Genomic DNA, 19,046 nt, shown 5'->3' with positions numbered 1-19,046 from the left:
ATCGCCGGGACCACCGGCGAGGAGGCACGGGATGGCGGACGCGAGGCGCATCGCGATGACGGGAGCGGCCGGCATGGCCGGGCGGGGCGTCCGGCCCCTGCTGCGGGCGGCGGGGCACGAGCTCGTGCTCCTCGACCTGGTGGATCCCGATCCCGTCGCGGGGGAGCGCGCCGTCGTCGCCTCGGTGCGCGACGTCGACGCCGTGCGCGAGGCCGTGCGCGGCGCGGACCTCGTGGTGCACCTCGGCGGCATCAGCCGCGAGCGCGCGTGGGACGACGTGGTCGCCGCCAACATCGACGGCACCCGCTGCGTGCTCGAGGCCGCGCGCGACGAGGGCGTCCGGCGCGTGCTGCTCGCGAGCTCGACGCACGCCGTCGGCTTCCATCCCATCCCCGCAGAGCCGGTCGACCAGCTGCCCCCGCGGCCGGACAGCTTCTACGGCGTGACGAAGGCGGCGATGGAGGCGCTCGGATCCGTCTACGCCGACCGCCACGGGATGAGCGTCGTGAGCGCGCGCATCGGCACCCTCCTCGAGCGCCCCACGGGCCGCCGCTCGCTCTCCACCTGGCTCTCCTTCCCGGACCTCGCGCGCCTGATCGAGGCCGCCGCCCGGCTGGAGGAGCCCGGCGCCCACGTCGTCTGGGGCGTCTCGCGCAACACCCGCGCGTGGTTCCTCCCCGACGCTGGCGAGCGGATCGGCTACTACCCTGAGGACGACGCGGAGGCCTTCGCGGACGGCGTGGTCGACGGGGACGACGCCGACGCGAACGGGCTCATCGGCGGCGAATGGGCCGCCCCGCAGCACGCGCTGGGAGACGCATGGTGACGAAGGACCCGGCGACCGAGCCCGCGACCGAGCCCGCCGAGGACCGCGCCGCGCGACCCGTGAAGTCGGCGAAGCGCACGCTCGCGCTGCTGGAGCGGCTGGCCGAGGCGCGCGAGCCGCTGTCGGTCGTCGACCTGCACCGCGCGTCGGGCTACCCGCGCTCGAGCCTGCACCAGCTGCTGCACACGATGGCCGCGAGCGGGTGGATCGAGATGCTGCAGGACGGCACGCACGTCTCCATCGGATCCCGCGCGCTCGTCGTCGGCACCGCCTACCTCGACCGCGACCGGGCGCTGCCGCACGCGCTGCCGGTGCTCGAGCGGATCCGCGACGAGACCGGGTACACCGCCCACTACGCCCGGCGGGAGGGCGCCCGCGTGCTGTACCTCGCCACGCGCGAGACCACCGAGTCGCGCCGCGCCACCTCCCGCGTCGGCCGGCAGCTGCCCGCGCACGCGACCTCGCTCGGCAAGGCGCTGCTCGCCGAGCTCAGCCCGGAGGAGCGGGCGGAGGCGCTGGGCGACGGCCCGCTCGCGGCGCTGACCGAGAACACGGTCACCGACCGCCGCGCGCTCGACGCCCAGCTCGACGCGGCGCACGAGCGCGGCCACGCCCACGAGCGCGAGGAGAACCTGCTCGGCGTCAGCTGCGTCGCGGTCAGCGTGGGGTACCGGATCCCCGCGACCGACGCCATCAGCTGCTCGATGCCGATCGAACGCGCGACGCCCGCGGAGGTCGCGCGGGTCGCGCGCATCATCGGCTCCCATGCGGGCCGCCTCGCGCAGGAGCTCCGCTCGGCGGGCGTCCGGTGAGCGTCTCCTTCTGCGCGTACCCGTGGGACCTGATCGACGATCCCGACGCGGGCGCGCGCGTGCGGGCCGCCGGGGGAGACGGCGTCGCCATCGCCACCGCCTACCACTCGGTGCGGGCCGCGACGCCGCTGCATCCTCGCCACCGCATCGTGGATGCGACCTCGGCCGCGCTGTACCTGCCGGCGCGGGAGGAGGCGTTCGGCGCGCTCCGCCCGGAGGACCGCACGCCGTGGGTCGGCCCGGACGCCTTCGCGCGCGCCGCCGCCGTGGCGCGCGCGGCGGGCCTGGGCGTCGAGGCGTGGATCGTGCTCACGCACTCCACCTCGGTCGGCACGCGGAACCCCGAGTCCCGCGTCGTCAACGCGTTCGGCGAGGCGTACCCGTACGCGCTCTGCCCGGCGCGGCCCGAGGTGCGCGAGTACGCGACGGCGCTGGTCGCCGAGACGGTCCGGGCGGCCGACCTCGACGGCGTGATGCTCGAGGCGTGCGGCCCCATGGGCGTCGGCCACCTCGGGCACCACGAGAAGACCGCGGGCGCCGACTGGTCGGCGGAGGCGGAGGCGCTCATGTCCATCTGCTTCTGCGCGGTCTGCGTGGCGCTGCTCGCGGGGGAGGGCGAGGATCCGGACGCGCTCCGGGCCGAGGTCCGCGCGCGGGTGGACGGCGGCGGCGGCCTCGCCGGGCTCGATGCCGTCCTGCGCGTGCGCGCCCGAGCGCGGCGTGAGCTGCTCATCGGCTGCGTCGCCGCGGCCCGCGACGCCGGGGTGCGCCGCGTCGTGGTGCACGCGCAGGAGGATCCGTGGGCCACCGGCCCGTTCGCCGCGCTCCTCGACGACGTCGACCTCGTGGACGGCGTGGTCGTGCTCGACGCCGTGGCGCACGACCCGGATGCGATGCGCGCGCTCCGCGGACGGCTGCCCGGCACGCGCATCGGCGGCTACCTCTGGGCGCTGCCGCCGGCCACGCCCGCGAGCATCCGCGACGGCTGGCCCGGCGCCGTCGCGCGGCTCGACGACACGTACGTCTATCACCTGGGCCTCGTGGGTCGGGCGCGGCTGGCGGCGATCGGCGACGCCCTCAGCGCGGCGGGCGCAGGGGCCTGAGGGCGTCGCCGACCCCGCGCATCCGCCCGTGACGCTCGCCCATGTCCGGTCATGGGGAACGTTCCCTGGTGCGCGTGCGGCTCGGCCCTATGCTCCGAGAGCCACGGTCCCGTGGTTCCCCGACAGGACGGATGATCCATGAAGCTCCCCCGCGCCCTCCCGCGCCTCCTCGCCGGCGGCCTCGCCGCCTTCGCCCTCGTCTCGGCAGGCCTCGCGGCCGGCCCCGCACCGGCTGCCCAGGCGCAGTCCAACTACCGCGTGTGCGGCACCTGGAACTCGTCGCAGTCCGACGGGGAGATCGGGTCGGGCCTCATCGTCAAGGTCTACAAGGGCGGCCCGGACACCTGCCACCAGAAGTTGAAGTTCATGTTCCAGTACTACGGCTACGCGTGGCAGGGCTCCTCGGCGGAGCAGAGGTTCGACATGATGACGTGCGAGGAGTTCGGGCAGCGCAGCGACACCGGGACCGACCCCTGCCCCGGACTCGACGTCAACGCCATCTACAAGTACACGTCGCCCTTCGACAAGATCCACCCCGTGAGGACAGGCGGCTTCTCCTGGTGGCACCGCTGATCCCGAGGTGAGCCGAGCGGCCCCGTCCCACGTGGGCGGGGCCGTTCAGCGTCCGGGATCGCGCGTCCGAGTGACGGCCTTCGCCGCGCGCCCGGCGCGGAACGTGCTCCAGACGATCCCGCCCACGAGCAGCAGCGCGCCCCAGCTGGCGACGCTGTTCATGCCGGCGCCGGCCGCGATGCCGCCGATCACGCCGCCCACGGCGACCGGGATGCACGTGCCGCGGAGCGCGGGGAGCGCCGCACGATGCCCGGCGCGCCACGCCTCGTCGCTCGCCATGAGCGGCCGGGTGCGGATCCCGATCCAGCCGTTGCGGCGGAGGCCGCCCCACGCGGCGACCTGCGTGGTGCCGAGGATGAGGAGCGCCGCGACGGCGAGCAGCAGTGCGGGAGCGCCCATGCGGACAGCCTGTCACGGCGGGGCGCGCCCGCCGCCCTCAGCACTCGATGACGTTCACCGCGAGGCCGCCCGTGGACGTCTCCTTGTACTTGGTGGACATGTCGAGGCCCGTCTGCCGCATGGTCTCGATCACGGTGTCGAGCGAGACGAGGTGCGTGCCGTCGCCGTGCAGCGCCATGCGCGCGGCGTTCACGGCGGTCGACGCGGCGATCGCGTTCCGCTCTATGCAGGGGATCTGCACGAGCCCGCCCACCGGATCGCAGGTGAGGCCGAGGTGGTGCTCCATCGCGATCTCGGCGGCGTTCTCGACCTGCCGCGGGGATCCGCCGAGCACCGCGCAGAGGGCGCCGGCCGCCATCGCGCACGCCGTGCCGACCTCGCCCTGGCAGCCGGCCTCCGCGCCCGAGATGGACGCGTTCGCCTTCACGAGCGAGCCGATCGCGGTCGCGGTGAGCAGGAAGTCGCGGATGCCGCCGCGGTCGGCGCCGGGCACGAACCGGAGGTAGTAGGAGCCGACCGCGGGGATGATCCCGGCCGCGCCGTTCGTCGGCGCCGTGACCACGCGGCCGCCCGACGCGTTCTCCTCGTTCACCGCGAGCGCGAACGCGTGCAGCCACTCGTGGCTGGTGTCGCGCGTGCCCTCGGCGTCGATGGTCGCGAGCTGCGAGGCGACCCGCGCTGCCCGCCGCCGCACGTTGAGGCCGCCGGGCAGCGTGCCCTGGCCGTCGAGCCCTGCGGAGACGCACGCGGCCATGGCGTCCCAGATCGCGTCGAGCCCCGCGACGGCCCGGCGGGATCCGTGGATCGACTCCTCGGTGTCGCGCGCGACGTCGGCGATGGAGCGGCCCGTCGACTCGGCGAGGGCGATGAGCTCGTCGGCGTTGGAGAAGGAGTGGGGGAGCCCGGTGGGCAGCACCGCGGAGGGCGCCTGGTCCTCGCGCAGCACGAAGCCGCCGCCGACCGAGAACCACGTGCTCTCGAGCACCGTGCCACCGTCGGCGTCGAGCGCCGCGAGGTGCATCGCGTTGGGGTGGCGGGGGAGGCGCGTGAACGGCTCGAAGGTGAGGTCGCGGCCGACCATGCGCACGGGGTGGATCCCCGCGAGCGGCACGTCGACGCCCTCGCCGAGCCCCGACCAGCGCCCGCGCACCTCGTCCGGGTCGCACGTCTCGGGCGCCAGCCCCGCGAGCCCCGCGACGACCGCGTCGGGCGTGCCGTGGCCGAGCCCGGTCGCGCCGAGCGAGCCGTACAGCCGCACCGTGACGCGCGCGATCTCCGTGAACCGGGGCGACGCCCTGCACTCCTCGGCGAAGAGCAGGGCCGCGCGCATGGGGCCGACGGTGTGCGAGCTCGACGGCCCGATCCCGATGGAGAAGAGGTCGAGTGCCGAGACGTACGCTGTCATCCCGCCAGACTATGCCGCCGCCTCCGCGGGGTCCGTCGCGGGAGCCCCCGGGAGACCGGGGCCGCGACGGGCGGGTCCGTACGAGGCGAGCGCGAGCCAGGTCCAGCCGATGGCGAGGCCGAGCATGGTGATCACCCCGCGCGGGAAGAAGATGTGGCTGTCGACGAACGAGACGGCCGCGACCACCGCGATCACGGAGCCCGGGAGCGCCGGGAGGCCCGCGTGCCGGATCACGAGCGCGCTCGCGAGCACGGTCGCGGCGACGTACGACCAGACGCCCGTCACGACGATGCCGTCGGCGAGCGCGTACATGGTGGTCACGCCCTGGCCGCCCTCGAGCTTCAGGGCGCCGGCCGCGATGCCGGCGAGGATGTCGAGCGCCTGGTAGCAGACGGCGTAGGCGAAGCCGAGGACGACCGCGAGGATCCCGAGGCGGCGGTCGTGGCGGCGCGTGAGGAGGATCGGCGCGATCGCGAGCAGCGGGAAGACGGGCAGGAGCGCGATGTGCATGTCGCGCCAGTGCATGGCGGTCGCGTCGGTCAGCTGGCTCGGGTGGCTGAGCCCGGCGGCGGCGAGGGCGAGCGGCGGGAGCGCGATCGCGACGAGGACGGCGGCGGTGCGGGAGCGGGAGGGGGAGGAGGGAGCGGCGGCGGCGGGCATGCGGTCATCGTAGGCACGGGCCGACGCGCGACCCGCCCGGCTCAGGAGCCCGACATGACGAGAGCCCCCGCCGCCGATCCGGTCCGGATGGGCGACGAGGGCTCCGCGAGCTGCGGGAAGGGCTAGGCCTTCTTGCGGCCGGTGATCGCGCCGTAGACCAGCAGGACGATGATCGCGCCGACGATGGCGAGCGCGAGCGAGCCCAGGTCGAAGCTGTCGACGCCCTTGTTGAACAGGGCGCTGCCGATGAAGCCACCGAGGAAGGCCCCGACGACGCCCAGGATCAGCGTGACGATGATTCCGCCACCCTGCTTGCCCGGGAGGATCAGCTTGGCGAGCGCTCCGGCGATCAGACCCAGAACCAGAAAACCGATGATGCCCATGTGCGTTACTCCTCAAAGATGACGTGCTGTGTGACACCCGAATGCGGGTGGACGTGCCCCAGTCAAGCACCCTGAGGACCATTCGTGCAAAAACGTTTAGTGGATGCGCCTTTACTGGACGGGGGCGCCGGGCCCCTGCTTCCGCGGGATCCGGGGCGCTCAGGAGCCCGCGGTACCGTCGGCGCATGCGCATCCCCCCGGCCCGTCGTCCCCGCGAGATCCCCGGCGAGGGGCAGGAGTCCGTGTGGGACTACCCGCGTCCGCCGCGCGTCGATCCGAGCGGCGAGCACGTGGTGATCGAGCTCGGTGGCCAGGTCGTCGCCGACTCCCGCGCCGCCGTCCGCGTGCTCGAGACGAGCCACCCGCCGGTCTACTACATCCCCTCCGCCGACTTCGCGCCCGGCGTGCTCTCCTCCGCCGCGGGCCGCTCGTGGTGCGAGTACAAGGGCGAGGCGTCGTACCTCTCGCTCGCCGCCGGATCCGTCACGGCCGAGCACTCCGCCTGGTGGTACCCGTCGCCCACGCGCGGCTTCGAGGTGCTCGCCGACATGGTCGCCGTCTACCCCTCGGCGATGGACCGCATCACGGTCGACGGTGTCGTGGTCGAGGCGCAGGAAGGCGACTTCTACGGCGGCTGGATCACGCCGCGCGTGGTCGGCCCGTTCAAGGGGGCGCCGGGCACGTTGGGGTGGTGACAACTCCCCCTCGGATCCCGACCGGTCGTCTACTTTCCGGGCATGACCGAATCCCCTGAGCTCTCCGCCCTCGTCGATGCCGGCGCCTTCCTGTCTTTCGAGTCCCAGCTGCACTTCTCGGAGCTCACGGGCAGCGTCGACCAGTGGGACGCGGATCTCACCGTCCCCGTCATCTCCTTCCGCACCGGCGGTGTAACGCGCGTCTACGACGCGCAGGTGCTCGGCTCCGCATCGACGGAGACGTGGATGGCGTCCTGGGCGAACCCGTCCATCCGGGATGGCGCTCGGGTGCTCTCGCGGGAGCTGTCCGAGCACGCCCGGCGCGAGTCCGTGCGCGAGCTCGCCAGCGAGCAGCTGAAGCTCGGCGACTGGCCGGATCACGACCCGATCCGCACCCGGCTCGCGATCGCCGCGGGCGCGCTCCGCCCGGAGTGGCGCACCTACTACGCGGCTCCGCTCGGCAGCTCGCACGCCATGGTCATGATGCGACACCCGGAGCTGGAGCTCCCGGCGCCCGCCATCCCGCGCGTGATGCGGGTCTTCGCCGAGGGCGTGGGCTACACGAGGCTGCACCGCATGACCGATGCCGTCGAGGCGTACGCCATCGGCCGCGGGATCCCCGTCGAGATGAGCGCGTCGAAGGCCGAGCTGACGCTTCCCGGCGGCGCGGTCGTCGTCGAGTTCGACCCGGAGACCGCGCGCATCGTCGGGGTCCGAGGGGAGGCCGGCGGCAACAGCGTGGAGGCGCCCATCGCCCCGACGGTCGGGGCGACCGCGAAGAAGGGGTGGCTGTCCGGCCTCTTCGGACGCCGTCGGTCGGCCTAGGCGCGCGACGTGACCGAATCCCCTGAGCTCACCGCCCTCGTCGACGCCGGCGCCTTCCTGTCCCTCGAGACCCAGCTCCACCTCGTCGATCTGCTCGGCGACTACGACAGGTGGGACATGGACATGCGCGAGTGCACGCTGATGTTCCGCACCGGCTCCACGACGCGCGTCTACCCGGCGCAGCTCCTCGGCACCGCGGCCGGGGCGACGTGGTTGGCCGCGTGGGCGAACCCCTCCGCTCGCGAGGGCGCGCGTCGGCTCTCGGAGGAGCTGGCCGAGCTCGGCCGCCGGGAGCCGGTGCCCGAGCTCGCGAGCGATCACCTGATGCTCGACGACTGGCCGGAGGACGACGCCGTCCACAAGCGGCTCGCGATCGCCGTCGGGGTGCTGCGCACCGAGTGGCGGGCCACCTACACGGGGCCGACGGACATCTCGAAGACCATCCTCATGCTGTGCCATCCGGATCTGGAGCTGCCGGCTCCCACGCTGCCCCGTACGGCGCGCGTGCTCGCGCAGGGCCTGGACTACACCCTGATCCGGGACCACCGGGTTGCGGTGGAGAAGTACGCCGCCGGCCGCGGCATCCCGATCGACATGGGTGAGTCGCGGGCGGTGCTGACGCTCCCGGACGGCGTGCTCACGGTGGAGTTCGATCCCGAGACGTCGTTCATCAGCCGCATCGCCGGCGGCTCCGAGGACGCACCGCCGGAGGAGGCGATCGACTCGGCGCCGGTCGCTCGGACCCGAGCGTCGGGATGGCTGTCGCGCATCCTCCGCGGCGCCGGGGCGTGACCGCGCGCGCGTCCGGGTCGCGCTAGCCCGCCGCCTTCCGCGAGCTGATCACGCCCGTGTCGAAGCCGAGCAGGTGGAGGCCGCCGTGGAAGCGGGCGTGCTCGACCTTGATGCAGCGGTCCATCACCACCGTGAGGCCGCGCGACTCCGCATCCACCGCCGCCTCCTGGTTCCAGATGCCGAGCTGCACCCAGATGACGGGCGCGCCGACGGCGACCACGTCGTCCACCACCGACGGGATGTCGCTCGCCTTCCGGAAGACGTCGACGATGTCCGGCACCTCGGGGAGCGACGCGAGGTCGGGGTAGGCCTTCTGGCCGAGGATCTCGGTGGCGTTCGGGTTCACGAAGTACACGCGGTAGTCGCTCGACTGCTGGAGGTACGTGCCGACGAAGTAGCTGGAGCGCGCCGGGTTCGGCGAGGCGCCCACGATGGCCACGGACTTCGCGCGGCGGAGGATCGCCTGGCGCTCCTTGGCGCTCGGGCCGGTCCACGTGCGCTCGGACCGGAGCAGGGCGGCGAGCGGGCTGGAGCGGGGGATCGCGCAGGTCAGGCCGTTCTGGAGCTGCGTGGTCTGGGTGCCGTCGGCGTCTGGATCCGCGACGGGCTCGACGGGCGCGGCGTCGGGGTCGACATCCTGCGCCTCCGCCGCGTCGCCTGCCGCGCGGTCGGCAGCCTCCTCGGCGGGATCCAGCGGCGCCAGATCCGCGGCGGCCGCGGCCGGGTGGGGCGTGGATCCGGTGCGCTCGGGCGGCACCCCGCCGGTGTCGAAGCTCACTTCGCTCCCTCTGTCGCGGCGGCGAGCGCCTGGTCCAGGTCGTGGATGATGTCGGCGACGTCCTCGATGCCGACGCTGATGCGGACGATGCCCGGCAGCACGCCCGCGTCCACCAGCTGCGACTCGCTCAGCTGCGCGTGGGTCGTGGAGGCCGGGTGGATGACGAGCGTCTTCGCGTCGCCGATGTTGGCGAGGTGGCTCGCGAGCTCCACCGACTCGATGAAGCGCTGGCCGACCGCGCGGCCGCCCGCGACCTCGAACGTGAACACGGATCCGGGCCCCGTCGGCAGGTACTTGCGCGCCCGCTCGTGGTGCGGATGCGCGGGGAGGCCGGCCCAGTTGACGGCGGTGATGCGCGGATCCTGATCCAGCCACTCGGCGACGGCCCGCGCGTTGTCGATGTGCGCCTGCATCCGGTACGGCAGGGTCTCGACGCCCTGCGCGAGCAGGAACGCGGAGTGCGGCGCGAGCGCCGGCCCGATGTCGCGGAGCTGCTCGGCGCGGAGCCGCGTGAGGAAGGCGTACTCGCCGAAGTTGCCGGTCCAGTTGAGGCCGCCGTAGCTCGGCACGGGCTGGTCGAGGAGCGGAAAGCGGGCGCTCTCCCAGTTGAAGAGGCCCGACTCGACGACCACGCCGCCGAGCGTGGTGCCGTGCCCGCCGAGGAATTTGGTGGCCGAGTGGATGACGATGTCGGCGCCCCACTCGATGGGCCGGTTGAGGTACGGGGTCGCGATGGTGGAGTCGATGACGAGCGGGACCCCCGTCGCGTGCGCCACGGCCGCGAGCCCCTCGATGTCGGCGATCTCGCCCGACGGGTTCGCGACGGTCTCCGCGAAGACGAGCTTGGTGCGGTCGGTGATCGCGGCGGCGTAGTCGGCCGGGTCGCTCGACTGCACGAAGGTGGTCTCCACGCCGAAGCGGCGGAGGGTCACGTCGAGCTGGGTGATGGATCCGCCGTAGAGGGCCGCGGAGGCGACGATGTGGTCGCCGGCGCCGGCCAACGAGGCGAAGGTGATGTACTGCGCGCTCAGCCCGCTCGCCGTGGCGACCGCGCCGAGGCCGCCCTCGAGGCTCGCGACGCGCTCCTCGAACGACGCGACCGTGGGGTTCGACAGGCGCGAGTAGACGTTGCCGTACTTCTGCAGCGCGAAGCGCGCGGCGGCGTCGGCGGTGTCGTCGAAGACGAACGCGCTCGACTGGTAGATGGGGAGGGCGCGCGCACCCGTGGTGGCGTCGGGGATGTTGCCCGCGTGGATCGCCCTCGTCTTGAACCCGTACTCGCGATCGACCATGGGGTCACGCTAGCCGGGGCTCCCGGGCGTTCCCGGGCCGGGCCGTAATGCGGCGACATGCGTGCGGTATGCAGCGACATGCGTGCGGTATGCGCCGGCATGCGGCGACATGCGCGGGCGGACGCGGATCAGGACAGGCGCACCGCCGCGAGCGCGAGGCCCGCGATGAGCGCCCACGAGAGCAGGCCGGCGGCGAGCGCGGATCCGCCCTGGCCGACGAGCTCGCGGAGGCGCACCGCGGATCCGAGCGCGACCAGCGCGATCGCGAGGAGCGCGGTCTGCACGACCTGCGCGGCGTCGAGCACGCCGACCGGGAGCGGCACGAAGGTGCGGACCAGCACGGCGGCGAGGAACCCGAGCACGAACAGCGGCACGATCGGCGGACGCGCGGCGCCCTCGACGCGGCCCTCGCGGCGGCGCATCACGACGCCCGCGATCGCGACCACGGGCGCGAGCAGCAGCACGCGCGTGAGCTTCACGGCGATCGCGATGGTGAGGGCGGCGGATCCGGCGATCTGCGCCGTCGCGACCACCTGCCCCACGTCGTGCACACCCGCGCCCACCCAGTGCCCGAACGCGACGTCGTCGAGGCCGAGCGGTCCGGCGAGCGGCGGCAGCACGGCGATCGCGAGCGTGCCGCAGAGGGTGACGAGCGCGACGGGCGCGCCCTGGTCGGCGGGCTTCGCGCGCGTGACGCCCGCCATCGCGCCGATGGCGCTCGCGCCGCAGATGGAGAAGCCGGTCGCGAGGAGGAGCGGCTGCTGCCCGGGCATCCGGAGCACGCGGGCGATGGCGTACGTGCCAGCGAACGACAGGACCACGACCGCGACCACGAGCAGCACGGCGCGCCAGCCCAGGCCGACGATGTCGGAGAGCCCGAGCTGCAGGCCGAGGAGCGCCACGCCGATCCGCATCAGCCGCTTCGACGCGAGCGTGAGGCCGGGCTTGAGGGGCCCGGTGAGCGCGGGGCGGGCGGCCGGGATCTGCGCGGCGACGATGCCGAGCGCGACCGCGACCGTGAGCAGCGGGATCGCCGGGACGAGCGCGTGCACCGCCCACGCGACGAGCGCGGCGGCGGAGGCGACCGCGAGGCCGGGCAGCGCGGGAGGGAGACGGGCGGCGGTGGCGGGCATCAGATCCAGCCCGTCGGGATCCACGCGTGCAGCCGCCAGAACCAGGTCGGCACGAGCTGGCCGGTCCACAGCGGGTAGAAGAACACGCTGACGAGCGCGCACACCGCGAGCACCGCGGCCGCGATCACGATGCCGTGCGTCCGCCGGGGACGCGCGTCGCGCCGGTCGCCGAGGACCAGACCGAGCACCATTGCCAGACACAGGATGAGGTACGGCTCGAAGGCGATCGAGTAGAACTGGAAGACCGTGCGGTTCACGTAGAGCAGCCACGGCAGGTACCCCACCGCGATGCCCATGAGCACGAGGCCCACCTGCCACTCGCGGCGGGCGGCCAGGCGGTAGACGAGGTAGAGCATCGCCGCGACCGAGAGCCACCAGATGATCGGGTTCGCGATGGAGGTGATGGACGACGAGCACGCGTCGACCGTGCAGCCCGACTGCCCGTATCCGGAGGCCTCGTAGTAGAACTGCGTGGGCCGGTAGAGGAGCAGCCAGAGGCGCGGATCCGCCCGGTACGGGTGCGAGACGTCGAGCCCCACGTTGAACGCGTACTGCTGCGCGAGGTAGTGCCAGAGGCTCTGGATCGACAGCGGCACCCACGCGAGCCCGCCCTGCCAGGCGTTCGTCCCCTCCGCGGCCCAGCCGCGGAAGTACCCGTTCGAGGTGGCGAACCAGCCGGCGTACGAGGCGAGGAACGCCATGATCGCGGGCGGCACGAGGAGGAGGAAGGAGATCGGACCCTGCACGACGGCGCCCGCCGTGAACCACGCGGCGAGCCCGTGGCGGCGGCGCAGCAGCATGTCGCTCAGCACCACGTAGAGGCCGAAGCCCGCGAGGAAGAAGAGGCCCGACCACTTGACCGACGAGGTGGCGCCGAACGCGACGCCGGCCGCGATCAGCCAGGGACGCCACAGGATCACGGGGCCGAACTCGAGCGGGGGCGCGGTCTCGGGGCGGGCGTCGCGGCGCACGGCGAGGAGCGAGGCGAACCGGCGCTCGTGCCAGGTGCGGTCGAGGAGGATCGCGCCCACGCCGAGCAGGCCGAAGAACATCACGTGCGTGTCGAGGAGCGCGATCCGGCTCATGACGATGGCGTGGCCGTCGATCGCGAACAGGAACCCGGCCATCGCGGCGACGACCGCGGATCCGGTGAGGCGGCGGGCGATGAGCGTGAGGAGGACCACGGCGAGGGTGCCGACGACGGCCGTCGCGATGCGCCAGCCCACCGGATCCGCCGCGCCGAAGACCGCGAGCCCGAGCGCGATGACCCACTTGCCGAGCGGCGGGTGCGCCACGAACCCGGGCGCCTGGAGGTACCCGTCCGTCTGGCCGGCGATGAAGGCGGGGTTGGGGTCGTTCGGCCACGACCCCTCGTAGCCGAGGTGGAGGAGGGTCCACGCGTCCTTCACGTAGAAGGTCTCGTCGAAGACGAGCGTGTCGGGGTGGCCGAGCGACTGGATGCGGAGCACGGCCGCCAGCAGCGCGATCGCGATGACGGTGCCCCACTCGAGCGCGCGCCGGCGGCCGGGCGTGGTGACGAGGCGGGCCAGCAGGTCGTCGAGGCGGGATCCTCGGGCGACGAGGTCGCGCCGTGCGGTGCCGGAGCCGGAGCCGGGGCCGTCCGCCGCGGGATCGCGGTCCGGCGCGCCCGCGTCGATGCCGTGCTCGGTGGGGCGGTGGGGCATGTCGGGCACGGCTCATCATGGCATGCACGCGAGAGGCCGCCCGGGCCGCGGACGCTCAGTGGCGACCCCCGCTCGTCCCCGTGGAGGTCCGTCGCCGATCGGCCCGCCTGGACTCGGGAGCGATCGCCGCCCCGACCTCGTGGATCAGCTGCCGCAGTGGCTGTTCGTCACATCCGGGATCTTGACGTAGGTGTAGGGCTGCTTGTCGCCGATGCAGGAGAGCGCCAGGGCCATCAGCCCGAGGGCGACGCCGGCGGCGAGGGCGAGCACGGCGGAGCAGACGAACAGGGCGAAGCCGAAGCAGGTCCCGGCGATGGCGGAGATGCCGCCGGCGGCCCCGCCGCCCGCGAACGCGAGCTTCCGGGACTCGACCTTCAACGTGGCCCAGTGCTTGAAGTGGCTCCAGATCGACGCGCTCGCGGAGACCGGCGACGTGGAGGGCGCAGCAGGCGCGGCCTCGGACCGCCGGAGCTGCGCGATCTCCGTGGTCGCCCGGCGCACCAGCTCGGCGCGGTCGGACGTCGGGACGCCGGCCGCGCGCCCGGCGATCACGACGTCGACGACCTCGTCCGGGGTGATGCGGCCGGCGATCAGGTCGTGCTCGTAGGAGCCGCGATCGACGGAGACGGAGATGGCGGCCCGGGCGACCTCCATGGGTGCCTCCGAGGCACGTGCGGGGGCGGGAGCGCAGGTCAGGGAGGCGACCACGGCGAGGATCCCGACGATGGCGATGCCGGACCCGAGGCGCGGCGCGCGCAGCAGGGCGCGGAGGGCAGAGCGGGGACGGATCAGGGCGGGGGACGACGAGGTCATGGTGGCCTTCGGGATCGGCGGTCGGCCGGATGCGGCCGGCGGGCACGATCGCGCCCGTTCGAGACCAGAAGCTAGGGCGTGGGCGGCGCCGGGCGTGGGCGGACTGCACAAGGCCGCGCCCGCGATGCGGGCGCGGCCTCATCCGCTCCTACTGCTCGGCGTCCTCCTCGTCGGACTCGGGCGCCTCGTCGAGCAGCAGGAACAGGCCCGCGTAGGGCTCGAGCTGCACGGGGAAGCTGGACAGGTCGTCGACCGTGCCGACCTCCTCGCCCGTGGTGGCGTCGCGGACGGTCCGGCGCGGGGGCAGCTCCTCGGAGCGCACCGTCGCCAGGATCGGCTCGCCCGTGAAGTTCAGCACCGTGAGCTGCAGGCGCGCGTCGCCCGACGCGTCGCCGTTGTCGAGGCGGTGGACCATCACGAGCATGCCGTGGTGGCCCACGTCCGGGACGTCGACCTGCGTGCCGACGGCCACGTCGAAGCGCTCGCGCACCTCGAGCACGCTGCGGAGGCCCGAGACGAACGACGACGGGTCGTCGACCTGCGCGGGGAGGGACCCGTAGAGCGAGCGGCCGCGCGGCATGCCGGACGCGGATCCGGTCGCCTCGGGCGCCCCGTCGAGCAGGTCGTGCCCGCCGCGGTGCACCCAGCGCGTGTCGCCGCCCTCGATGAGGTCGGCCACCTGCGACGCGTGCAGCGGCAGCACGCCGAGCAGGTCCCAGGCGGAGAGCGCGAAGACGCCCGGCTGCCACGCGTTGAACTTGGCGAGCAGGAGGTGCGCGGCGCGGATCCCGGCCACGTCGTCGTCCCCGATCGCGTCGAGCGTCGTGAAGCCCTGCGCGGCCGCGATGACGGACGCCGTGGTGCAGGCGATGCCGTTCGTCGTGAACACGTGGTTGTAGTCCGCGCTCTCGCCCGTGAGCTCCTCGAGCAGGTCGCCTCGGATGGTCTCCGCGAGGTCCGCGCCCGTCATCTCGTCGCCGCGGAACGGGAACACGTCGGCGCAGTGCTCGGTCGCCCAGTGCACGAGCTCGTAGGTGAGCTCGTCGTGGTTCTGCAGCGCGTGCACGAGCGTGACGGGCTCGACGCCGACCTCGAGCGAGGTGCGGAGCGTGAGGCGCAGGAACTCGGTGTCGCCGGTCGCGAGCGCGTGCTGGTACGCGGGCCGGTTGATGAAGTCGTAGGAGAGGTCGGCGCCGACGCGGCCGGTGTCGCGGATGTCCTCCATCGTGAGGTTCAGCTCCTGGAAGGAGAACCCGCCGACCTTGCGCACCATGCTCGCGATGAGGTGGTTCGCGGCCTCCGAGAGCGGGTGGCCCTCGGACCACGCCGGACCCTCGACGCTCTTCTCCACGCCGAGGAAGCCGTTCGCGTCGAGCCGCAGCGCGCTCGCGCCGAGGTCGCCGAGGGAGTGCAGCGCGTCGCCGATGACCATGCGCATGCCGGCGAACGTGGGGTCGAGCCAGTTGATGGAGGGCTGGCCCTGCTTGAAGTAGTGCAGGTACACCCAGCGCCGCGTGCGGCCGTCGACGCCGAGCACGGGCGCGGTGGCGCTCCAGTTCGTCTCCTTGACGCCCGGCGCGTAGAAGATCACGCGCTGCAGGCGGCCGATGATGTAGCCCTGGTCGGCGAGCGCCTGCTCGGCGGCCACGTCGAGGTTCACGGCGTCGCGGCCGGGGAGCACGTCGGGTAGGAGGTGCCAGTCCTCCTCGGGGATCTCGACCATGTGGTAGATCCCGGGGAAGTCCTTGTAGCCCATCTCCGCGAGGCGGAAGTCGGCGCCCTTGCCGGTGTGGCCGGGCACGATGTCGTCGATGACGCTGCCGCCGTGCTGGTCGGCGACCTCGGTGAGGCGGCGGAACTCGTCCTCGGTGCCGAAGGCGGCGTCGATCTGGGTGCTGATGCGGTCGAAGTGGCCGTCGACGCTCGCGGTCTGCGACCACTCGGTGATGCCGCCGGCGAGCTTCACGGGCCCGGTGTGCACGGCCTCGATGCCGATGGACTGGAAGATCGCCCACAGCTCGGGGTCGCCGAGCGCGCTGAGGTAGGTCTCCTCGGGCTTCGTGATGAGCGAGATCGGGTAGGCGGTGAACCAGACCGACGCGGTGTCGATGGCGCGACGCGCGTCGGGCCGCGCGTACGGGTTCGACCACATGCTGGGCGAGCCGGAGAGGCCGCGGCTCAGCACGTCGGCGTCGCCGAGCATCGACTGGCGGCGGAGCCACTCCACGTAGGAGGGGTTCGACGCGTCGGCGGCGCGCGGATCGTTGGACGACCGGCGGATCCCGCTCGCGCGCATCTGGGGGCGGGAGCGGAGCCGGGCGGGACGCGCGGGGAAGCGGTCCTCGTCGTAGGTGATCTCGGTGGGCTCCGGCTCGGGGATCGCGTTCTGCTCGGTGGCGTCGTCCACTGGTGCTCCTCGGGGTGGTGGTGCGTCGTGCCCGATACGGGCGACGTCGGCCCGCGGGGCCGCTACGACGAGCGTACGCAGGATGCGCGGGCGTCGTGGGCGGTGGCGGCGACGCCGGCGCGCGACCCGATCCCGCCCTGCCGTCGCCGCGCGGCCGGACCGTCCGGGGGAATCGGGGGACCCGCGCGGTCGTGCTCTCGGTAGCGTCGGTCGTCGCGCTCGACGCGACCCTCCGCATCCCACCCGCACCCCGTCAGGAAGGCCGACCATGATCGACGCATCGAGCATCGCCCCGCTCGCCGGCATCCGCGTGCTGGAGCTCGGCAGCTTCATCGCCGCCCCCACCGCCGGGCGCCTCCTCGCGGACTTCGGAGCCGAGGTGATCAAGGTCGAACGGCCCGGCACCGGCGACGAGCTGCGGAGGTGGCGCCTGCACGCCGGTTCGACGACGTCGATGCTGTTCCACGCCATCAACCGCAACAAGCGCTCCATCGCCCTCGACCTGCGCACGGAGGAGGGGCGCGACGCCGTCAGACGGCTGGCCGCCGAGTGCGACGTGGTGCTCGAGAACTTCCGACCGGGCACCATCGAGCGCTGGGGCATCGGACCGGACGTCCTCGACGCGATCAACCCCGAGATCGTCATCGGGCGGATCTCCGCCTTCGGCCAGACCGGGCCGCTCTCGCAGCGTCCCGGCTTCGCCGCCGTCGCCGAGGCGATGGGCGGGTTCCGCGACCTCGTGGGCGACCCCGACCGTCCTCCCGTGCGCGTGGGGGTCTCGATCGGCGACTCCATCGCCGGCCTGTACGCGGGCTACGGCGTCATGATGGGGCTGTACCAGAGGGAGGCGCGACGCGCCGCCGGTCTCCCGCCCGCGCCGCTCGACGAGCGGGTCGTCGACGTCGCGTTGAACGAGGCCATGTTCTCGATGATGGAGTCGCTCATCCCGGACTACCAGGCCCACGGCATCAGGCGGGAGCGCGTCGGCGGACGCATGGAGGGCATCGCCCCGTCGAACGCCTACACGTGCGCCGACGGCGCCAGCATCGTCGTCGCCGGCAACGCCGACGCCATCTTCCCGCGCCTGATGGAGGTCATCGGCCGAGCCGACCTCGCCGCGGACGAGGACCTCGGCACCAACGACCGGCGCTGGCTGCGCCGCGACGAGCTCGACGCGGCCATCGGCGCCTGGACCGCGACCCGGACCGCGACGGAGGCGCTGGCCATCCTCGACGAGGCGGGCGTCCCCTCCGGGCCCATCTACACGGCCGCGGACATCAGCTCCAGCGACCAGTACGCCGCCCGCGACATGATCCAGCAGTTCGACGTCGACACGGGAGGGGGCATCATCCCCGGCGTCGGATTCCCCGGCATCGTGCCCGTCCTCGGCGGCCGCTCCCTCCCGATCCGCACGCTCGCTCCCGAGCTGGGCCAGGACACCGAGGACGTGCTCGCGATGCTCGACGACCACCGCGCGACCCGCGACGACGACGATGCGGCGGGCGTCCGATGACCGGCGTCCGGCTCCGCGACGTGACCCTCCGCGACGGGCTGCAGCTCACCGGCGGGATGCTGCCGACCGAGCGCAAGGTCGAGCTCGCCCGGACCCTCTTCGCGGCCGGGGTCCCCGAGCTCGAGATCGGGTCGATGGCACGCGGCGACGTCGTGCCGCCGATGGCGAACACGCTCGAGGTCATCGCCGCGCTGACGCCGGAGGAGCGGGAGCGCTCGTGGGTGTGGGTCGCCACGCCCCGGCACGTCGCGCGCGCCGCGGCCGCGGGGGCGCGCAACTTCCAGTACTGCCTCTCCGCGTCCGACGCCCACAACCAGGCGAACATCGGCCGGACCACCGACGCGAGCCTGGCCGCCATGCCGGAGGCGGTGGATCTGGCGCACGGGGTGGGCGGGCGCATCCAGCTGTGCATCGCGACCTCGTTCACCTGCCCCTTCGACGGCGTCGTCCCCGAGCGGCGGGTGATGGACATCGCGAACGACCCGCGTGCGACGGGGGCGGAGGACATCGTGATCTGCGACACCCTCGGGCAGGCGCATCCGCAGCAGGTGTCGTCCCTCGTCGGCCGCGTGGCCGCGGAGACGCCGGACCGCGAGATCGTCTTCCACGGGCACGACACCTGGGGCGCCGGCGTCGCGAACGCGCTCGCCGCCATCCAGGCCGGGGCGACGGTGGTCGACGGGGCGCTCGGCGGGCTCGGCGGATGCCCCTTCGCTCCGGGCGCGAGCGGCAACACCGCCACCGAGGACCTCGTCTTCGCGCTCCGCCCCGACTGGCTCACCACCGCGGCCTTCGCCGACCTGGTGCGCGCATCCGAGCGGCTGCTCGACGACCTGGGCGAGCCGAACCGCTCGAAGGCCCGGCAGGGAGCCCGCTCCACCGCGCAGGCGTTCCCCTGGGTGGTCGCGGACGCCTGATCCGGTCGGCCGGTGCCAGCCGCGGCCGGCCCCCG

The 19,046-nt window shown here is 73.6% G+C and carries 19 protein-coding genes; 9 read left to right on the top strand and 10 right to left on the bottom strand.

The genetic code is table 11. The features are described 5' to 3' along the window. Positions 1–31: 31 nt before the first annotated feature. The 4 genes from ACU4ZT_RS12685 (at position 32) to ACU4ZT_RS12670 (ending at position 3,314) form a co-directional block, all read left to right on the top strand. Positions 32–826, top strand: coding sequence for an NAD-dependent epimerase/dehydratase family protein (locus tag ACU4ZT_RS12685; RefSeq protein WP_270979742.1), 795 nt, complete (start codon positions 32–34; stop codon positions 824–826). Continuing rightward, entirely contained in the window at positions 820–1,638 is an 819-nt protein-coding gene (locus ACU4ZT_RS12680) for an IclR family transcriptional regulator (RefSeq protein WP_414749118.1), read from the top strand. The genes ACU4ZT_RS12685 and ACU4ZT_RS12680 overlap by 7 nt, the downstream gene beginning before the upstream one ends. Further along, positions 1,635–2,741, top strand: a complete 1,107-nt coding sequence (locus ACU4ZT_RS12675) for a hypothetical protein (protein ID WP_270979738.1) — start codon at positions 1,635–1,637, stop codon at positions 2,739–2,741. Before ACU4ZT_RS12680 ends, ACU4ZT_RS12675 begins: the two co-directional genes overlap by 4 nt. Before the next feature lie 138 nt (positions 2,742–2,879). Continuing rightward, positions 2,880–3,314, top strand: coding sequence for a hypothetical protein (locus tag ACU4ZT_RS12670; RefSeq protein ID WP_270979736.1), 435 nt, complete (start codon positions 2,880–2,882; stop codon positions 3,312–3,314). A 45-nt stretch (positions 3,315–3,359) separates the two neighbouring features. On the opposite strand, the gene ACU4ZT_RS12665 is transcribed toward ACU4ZT_RS12670, so the two are convergent. The 4 genes from ACU4ZT_RS12665 to ACU4ZT_RS12650 all read right to left on the bottom strand — a co-directional run bounded on the left by ACU4ZT_RS12665 (position 3,360) and on the right by ACU4ZT_RS12650 (position 6,161). Then, complete coding sequence (locus ACU4ZT_RS12665; RefSeq protein ID WP_445337309.1) at positions 3,360–3,713, bottom strand: SdpI family protein; 354 nt, start codon at positions 3,711–3,713, stop codon at positions 3,360–3,362. 37 nt (positions 3,714–3,750) lie between these two features. Continuing rightward, complete coding sequence (locus tag ACU4ZT_RS12660) at positions 3,751–5,118, bottom strand: L-serine ammonia-lyase (RefSeq protein WP_270979734.1); 1,368 nt, start codon at positions 5,116–5,118, stop codon at positions 3,751–3,753. Between the two features lie 9 nt (positions 5,119–5,127). After that, entirely contained in the window at positions 5,128–5,778 is a 651-nt protein-coding gene (locus tag ACU4ZT_RS12655) for a hypothetical protein (RefSeq protein ID WP_445337308.1), read from the bottom strand. 122 nt (positions 5,779–5,900) lie between these two features. Continuing rightward, positions 5,901–6,161 (bottom strand): GlsB/YeaQ/YmgE family stress response membrane protein, encoded by a 261-nt coding sequence (locus ACU4ZT_RS12650; protein WP_063071483.1) that lies wholly within the window; start codon positions 6,159–6,161, stop codon positions 5,901–5,903. Positions 6,162–6,346: 185 nt separating this feature from the next. Between ACU4ZT_RS12650 and ACU4ZT_RS12645 the strand changes: the two genes are divergently transcribed. Genes ACU4ZT_RS12645 through ACU4ZT_RS12635 form a run of 3 tightly spaced genes read left to right on the top strand, consistent with a single transcriptional unit; the run spans position 6,347 to position 8,473 of the window. Beyond that, on the top strand, positions 6,347–6,856 hold the full coding sequence (locus ACU4ZT_RS12645) for a DUF427 domain-containing protein (RefSeq protein WP_445337307.1): 510 nt from the start codon (positions 6,347–6,349) through the stop codon (positions 6,854–6,856). Positions 6,857–6,898: 42 nt separating this feature from the next. After that, entirely contained in the window at positions 6,899–7,681 is a 783-nt protein-coding gene (locus ACU4ZT_RS12640; protein ID WP_270979730.1) for a DUF6882 domain-containing protein, read from the top strand. 9 nt (positions 7,682–7,690) lie between these two features. Continuing rightward, positions 7,691–8,473 (top strand): DUF6882 domain-containing protein, encoded by a 783-nt coding sequence (locus ACU4ZT_RS12635; RefSeq protein ID WP_445337306.1) that lies wholly within the window; start codon positions 7,691–7,693, stop codon positions 8,471–8,473. A 22-nt stretch (positions 8,474–8,495) separates the two neighbouring features. On the opposite strand, the gene ACU4ZT_RS12630 is transcribed toward ACU4ZT_RS12635, so the two are convergent. From ACU4ZT_RS12630 to treS, 6 genes are all read right to left on the bottom strand, one after another. Then, a complete protein-coding gene (locus tag ACU4ZT_RS12630; RefSeq protein WP_063071495.1) occupies positions 8,496–9,026 on the bottom strand; it encodes a CoA-binding protein in 531 nt (176 codons plus the stop codon). Positions 9,027–9,247: 221 nt separating this feature from the next. Further along, positions 9,248–10,543, bottom strand: coding sequence for an O-acetylhomoserine aminocarboxypropyltransferase/cysteine synthase family protein (locus ACU4ZT_RS12625; protein ID WP_445337305.1), 1,296 nt, complete (start codon positions 10,541–10,543; stop codon positions 9,248–9,250). A gap of 128 nt (positions 10,544–10,671) precedes the next feature. Next, positions 10,672–11,676 carry a YeiH family protein gene (locus ACU4ZT_RS12620; protein ID WP_445337304.1) on the bottom strand — a complete coding sequence of 335 codons (1,005 nt, stop codon included), beginning with the start codon at positions 11,674–11,676 and terminating at the stop codon, positions 10,672–10,674. Further along, entirely contained in the window at positions 11,676–13,361 is a 1,686-nt protein-coding gene (locus tag ACU4ZT_RS12615; protein ID WP_445338662.1) for a dolichyl-phosphate-mannose--protein mannosyltransferase, read from the bottom strand. The genes ACU4ZT_RS12620 and ACU4ZT_RS12615 overlap by 1 nt, the downstream gene beginning before the upstream one ends. A 144-nt stretch (positions 13,362–13,505) precedes the next feature. Then, positions 13,506–14,174, bottom strand: a complete 669-nt coding sequence (locus ACU4ZT_RS12610) for a hypothetical protein (protein ID WP_063071469.1) — start codon at positions 14,172–14,174, stop codon at positions 13,506–13,508. Between the two features lie 148 nt (positions 14,175–14,322). Continuing rightward, the gene (treS, locus tag ACU4ZT_RS12605) at positions 14,323–16,581 is read right to left on the bottom strand and encodes a maltose alpha-D-glucosyltransferase (RefSeq protein WP_445337303.1); all 2,259 of its coding nucleotides are present in this window, start codon (positions 16,579–16,581) and stop codon (positions 14,323–14,325) included. A 268-nt stretch (positions 16,582–16,849) separates the two neighbouring features. Here treS and ACU4ZT_RS12600 point away from each other — a divergent pair, with 268 nt between their 5' ends. Then, a complete protein-coding gene (locus ACU4ZT_RS12600) occupies positions 16,850–18,094 on the top strand; it encodes a CaiB/BaiF CoA transferase family protein (RefSeq protein WP_063071467.1) in 1,245 nt (414 codons plus the stop codon). Next, on the top strand, positions 18,091–19,011 hold the full coding sequence (locus tag ACU4ZT_RS12595) for a beta/alpha barrel domain-containing protein (protein WP_445337302.1): 921 nt from the start codon (positions 18,091–18,093) through the stop codon (positions 19,009–19,011). The genes ACU4ZT_RS12600 and ACU4ZT_RS12595 overlap by 4 nt, the downstream gene beginning before the upstream one ends. Positions 19,012–19,046 lie beyond the last annotated feature (35 nt).

Source organism: Clavibacter davisi (genome assembly GCF_052751415.1).
This window is presented reverse-complemented; position numbering and strand designations above follow the sequence as displayed.

Bases quoted from the DNA above. Each gene is read 5' to 3' on its own strand.
- ACU4ZT_RS12645 (WP_445337307.1), top strand. From the start codon at position 6,347: ATGCGCATCCCCCCGGCCCGTCGTCCCCGCGAGATCCCCGGCGAGGGG.
- ACU4ZT_RS12595 (WP_445337302.1), top strand. From the start codon at position 18,091: ATGACCGGCGTCCGGCTCCGCGACGTGACCCTCCGCGACGGGCTGCAG.
- ACU4ZT_RS12640 (WP_270979730.1), top strand. From the start codon at position 6,899: ATGACCGAATCCCCTGAGCTCTCCGCCCTCGTCGATGCCGGCGCCTTC.
- ACU4ZT_RS12625 (WP_445337305.1), bottom strand. From the start codon at position 10,543: ATGGTCGATCGCGAGTACGGGTTCAAGACGAGGGCGATCCACGCGGGC.
- ACU4ZT_RS12655 (WP_445337308.1), bottom strand. From the start codon at position 5,778: ATGCCCGCCGCCGCCGCTCCCTCCTCCCCCTCCCGCTCCCGCACCGCC.
- ACU4ZT_RS12685 (WP_270979742.1), top strand. From the start codon at position 32: ATGGCGGACGCGAGGCGCATCGCGATGACGGGAGCGGCCGGCATGGCC.
- ACU4ZT_RS12620 (WP_445337304.1), bottom strand. From the start codon at position 11,676: ATGCCCGCCACCGCCGCCCGTCTCCCTCCCGCGCTGCCCGGCCTCGCG.
- ACU4ZT_RS12665 (WP_445337309.1), bottom strand. From the start codon at position 3,713: ATGGGCGCTCCCGCACTGCTGCTCGCCGTCGCGGCGCTCCTCATCCTC.
- ACU4ZT_RS12600 (WP_063071467.1), top strand. From the start codon at position 16,850: ATGATCGACGCATCGAGCATCGCCCCGCTCGCCGGCATCCGCGTGCTG.
- ACU4ZT_RS12660 (WP_270979734.1), bottom strand. From the start codon at position 5,118: ATGACAGCGTACGTCTCGGCACTCGACCTCTTCTCCATCGGGATCGGG.
- ACU4ZT_RS12650 (WP_063071483.1), bottom strand. From the start codon at position 6,161: ATGGGCATCATCGGTTTTCTGGTTCTGGGTCTGATCGCCGGAGCGCTC.
- ACU4ZT_RS12680 (WP_414749118.1), top strand. From the start codon at position 820: ATGGTGACGAAGGACCCGGCGACCGAGCCCGCGACCGAGCCCGCCGAG.
- ACU4ZT_RS12610 (WP_063071469.1), bottom strand. From the start codon at position 14,174: ATGACCTCGTCGTCCCCCGCCCTGATCCGTCCCCGCTCTGCCCTCCGC.
- ACU4ZT_RS12615 (WP_445338662.1), bottom strand. From the start codon at position 13,361: ATGCCCCACCGCCCCACCGAGCACGGCATCGACGCGGGCGCGCCGGAC.
- ACU4ZT_RS12670 (WP_270979736.1), top strand. From the start codon at position 2,880: ATGAAGCTCCCCCGCGCCCTCCCGCGCCTCCTCGCCGGCGGCCTCGCC.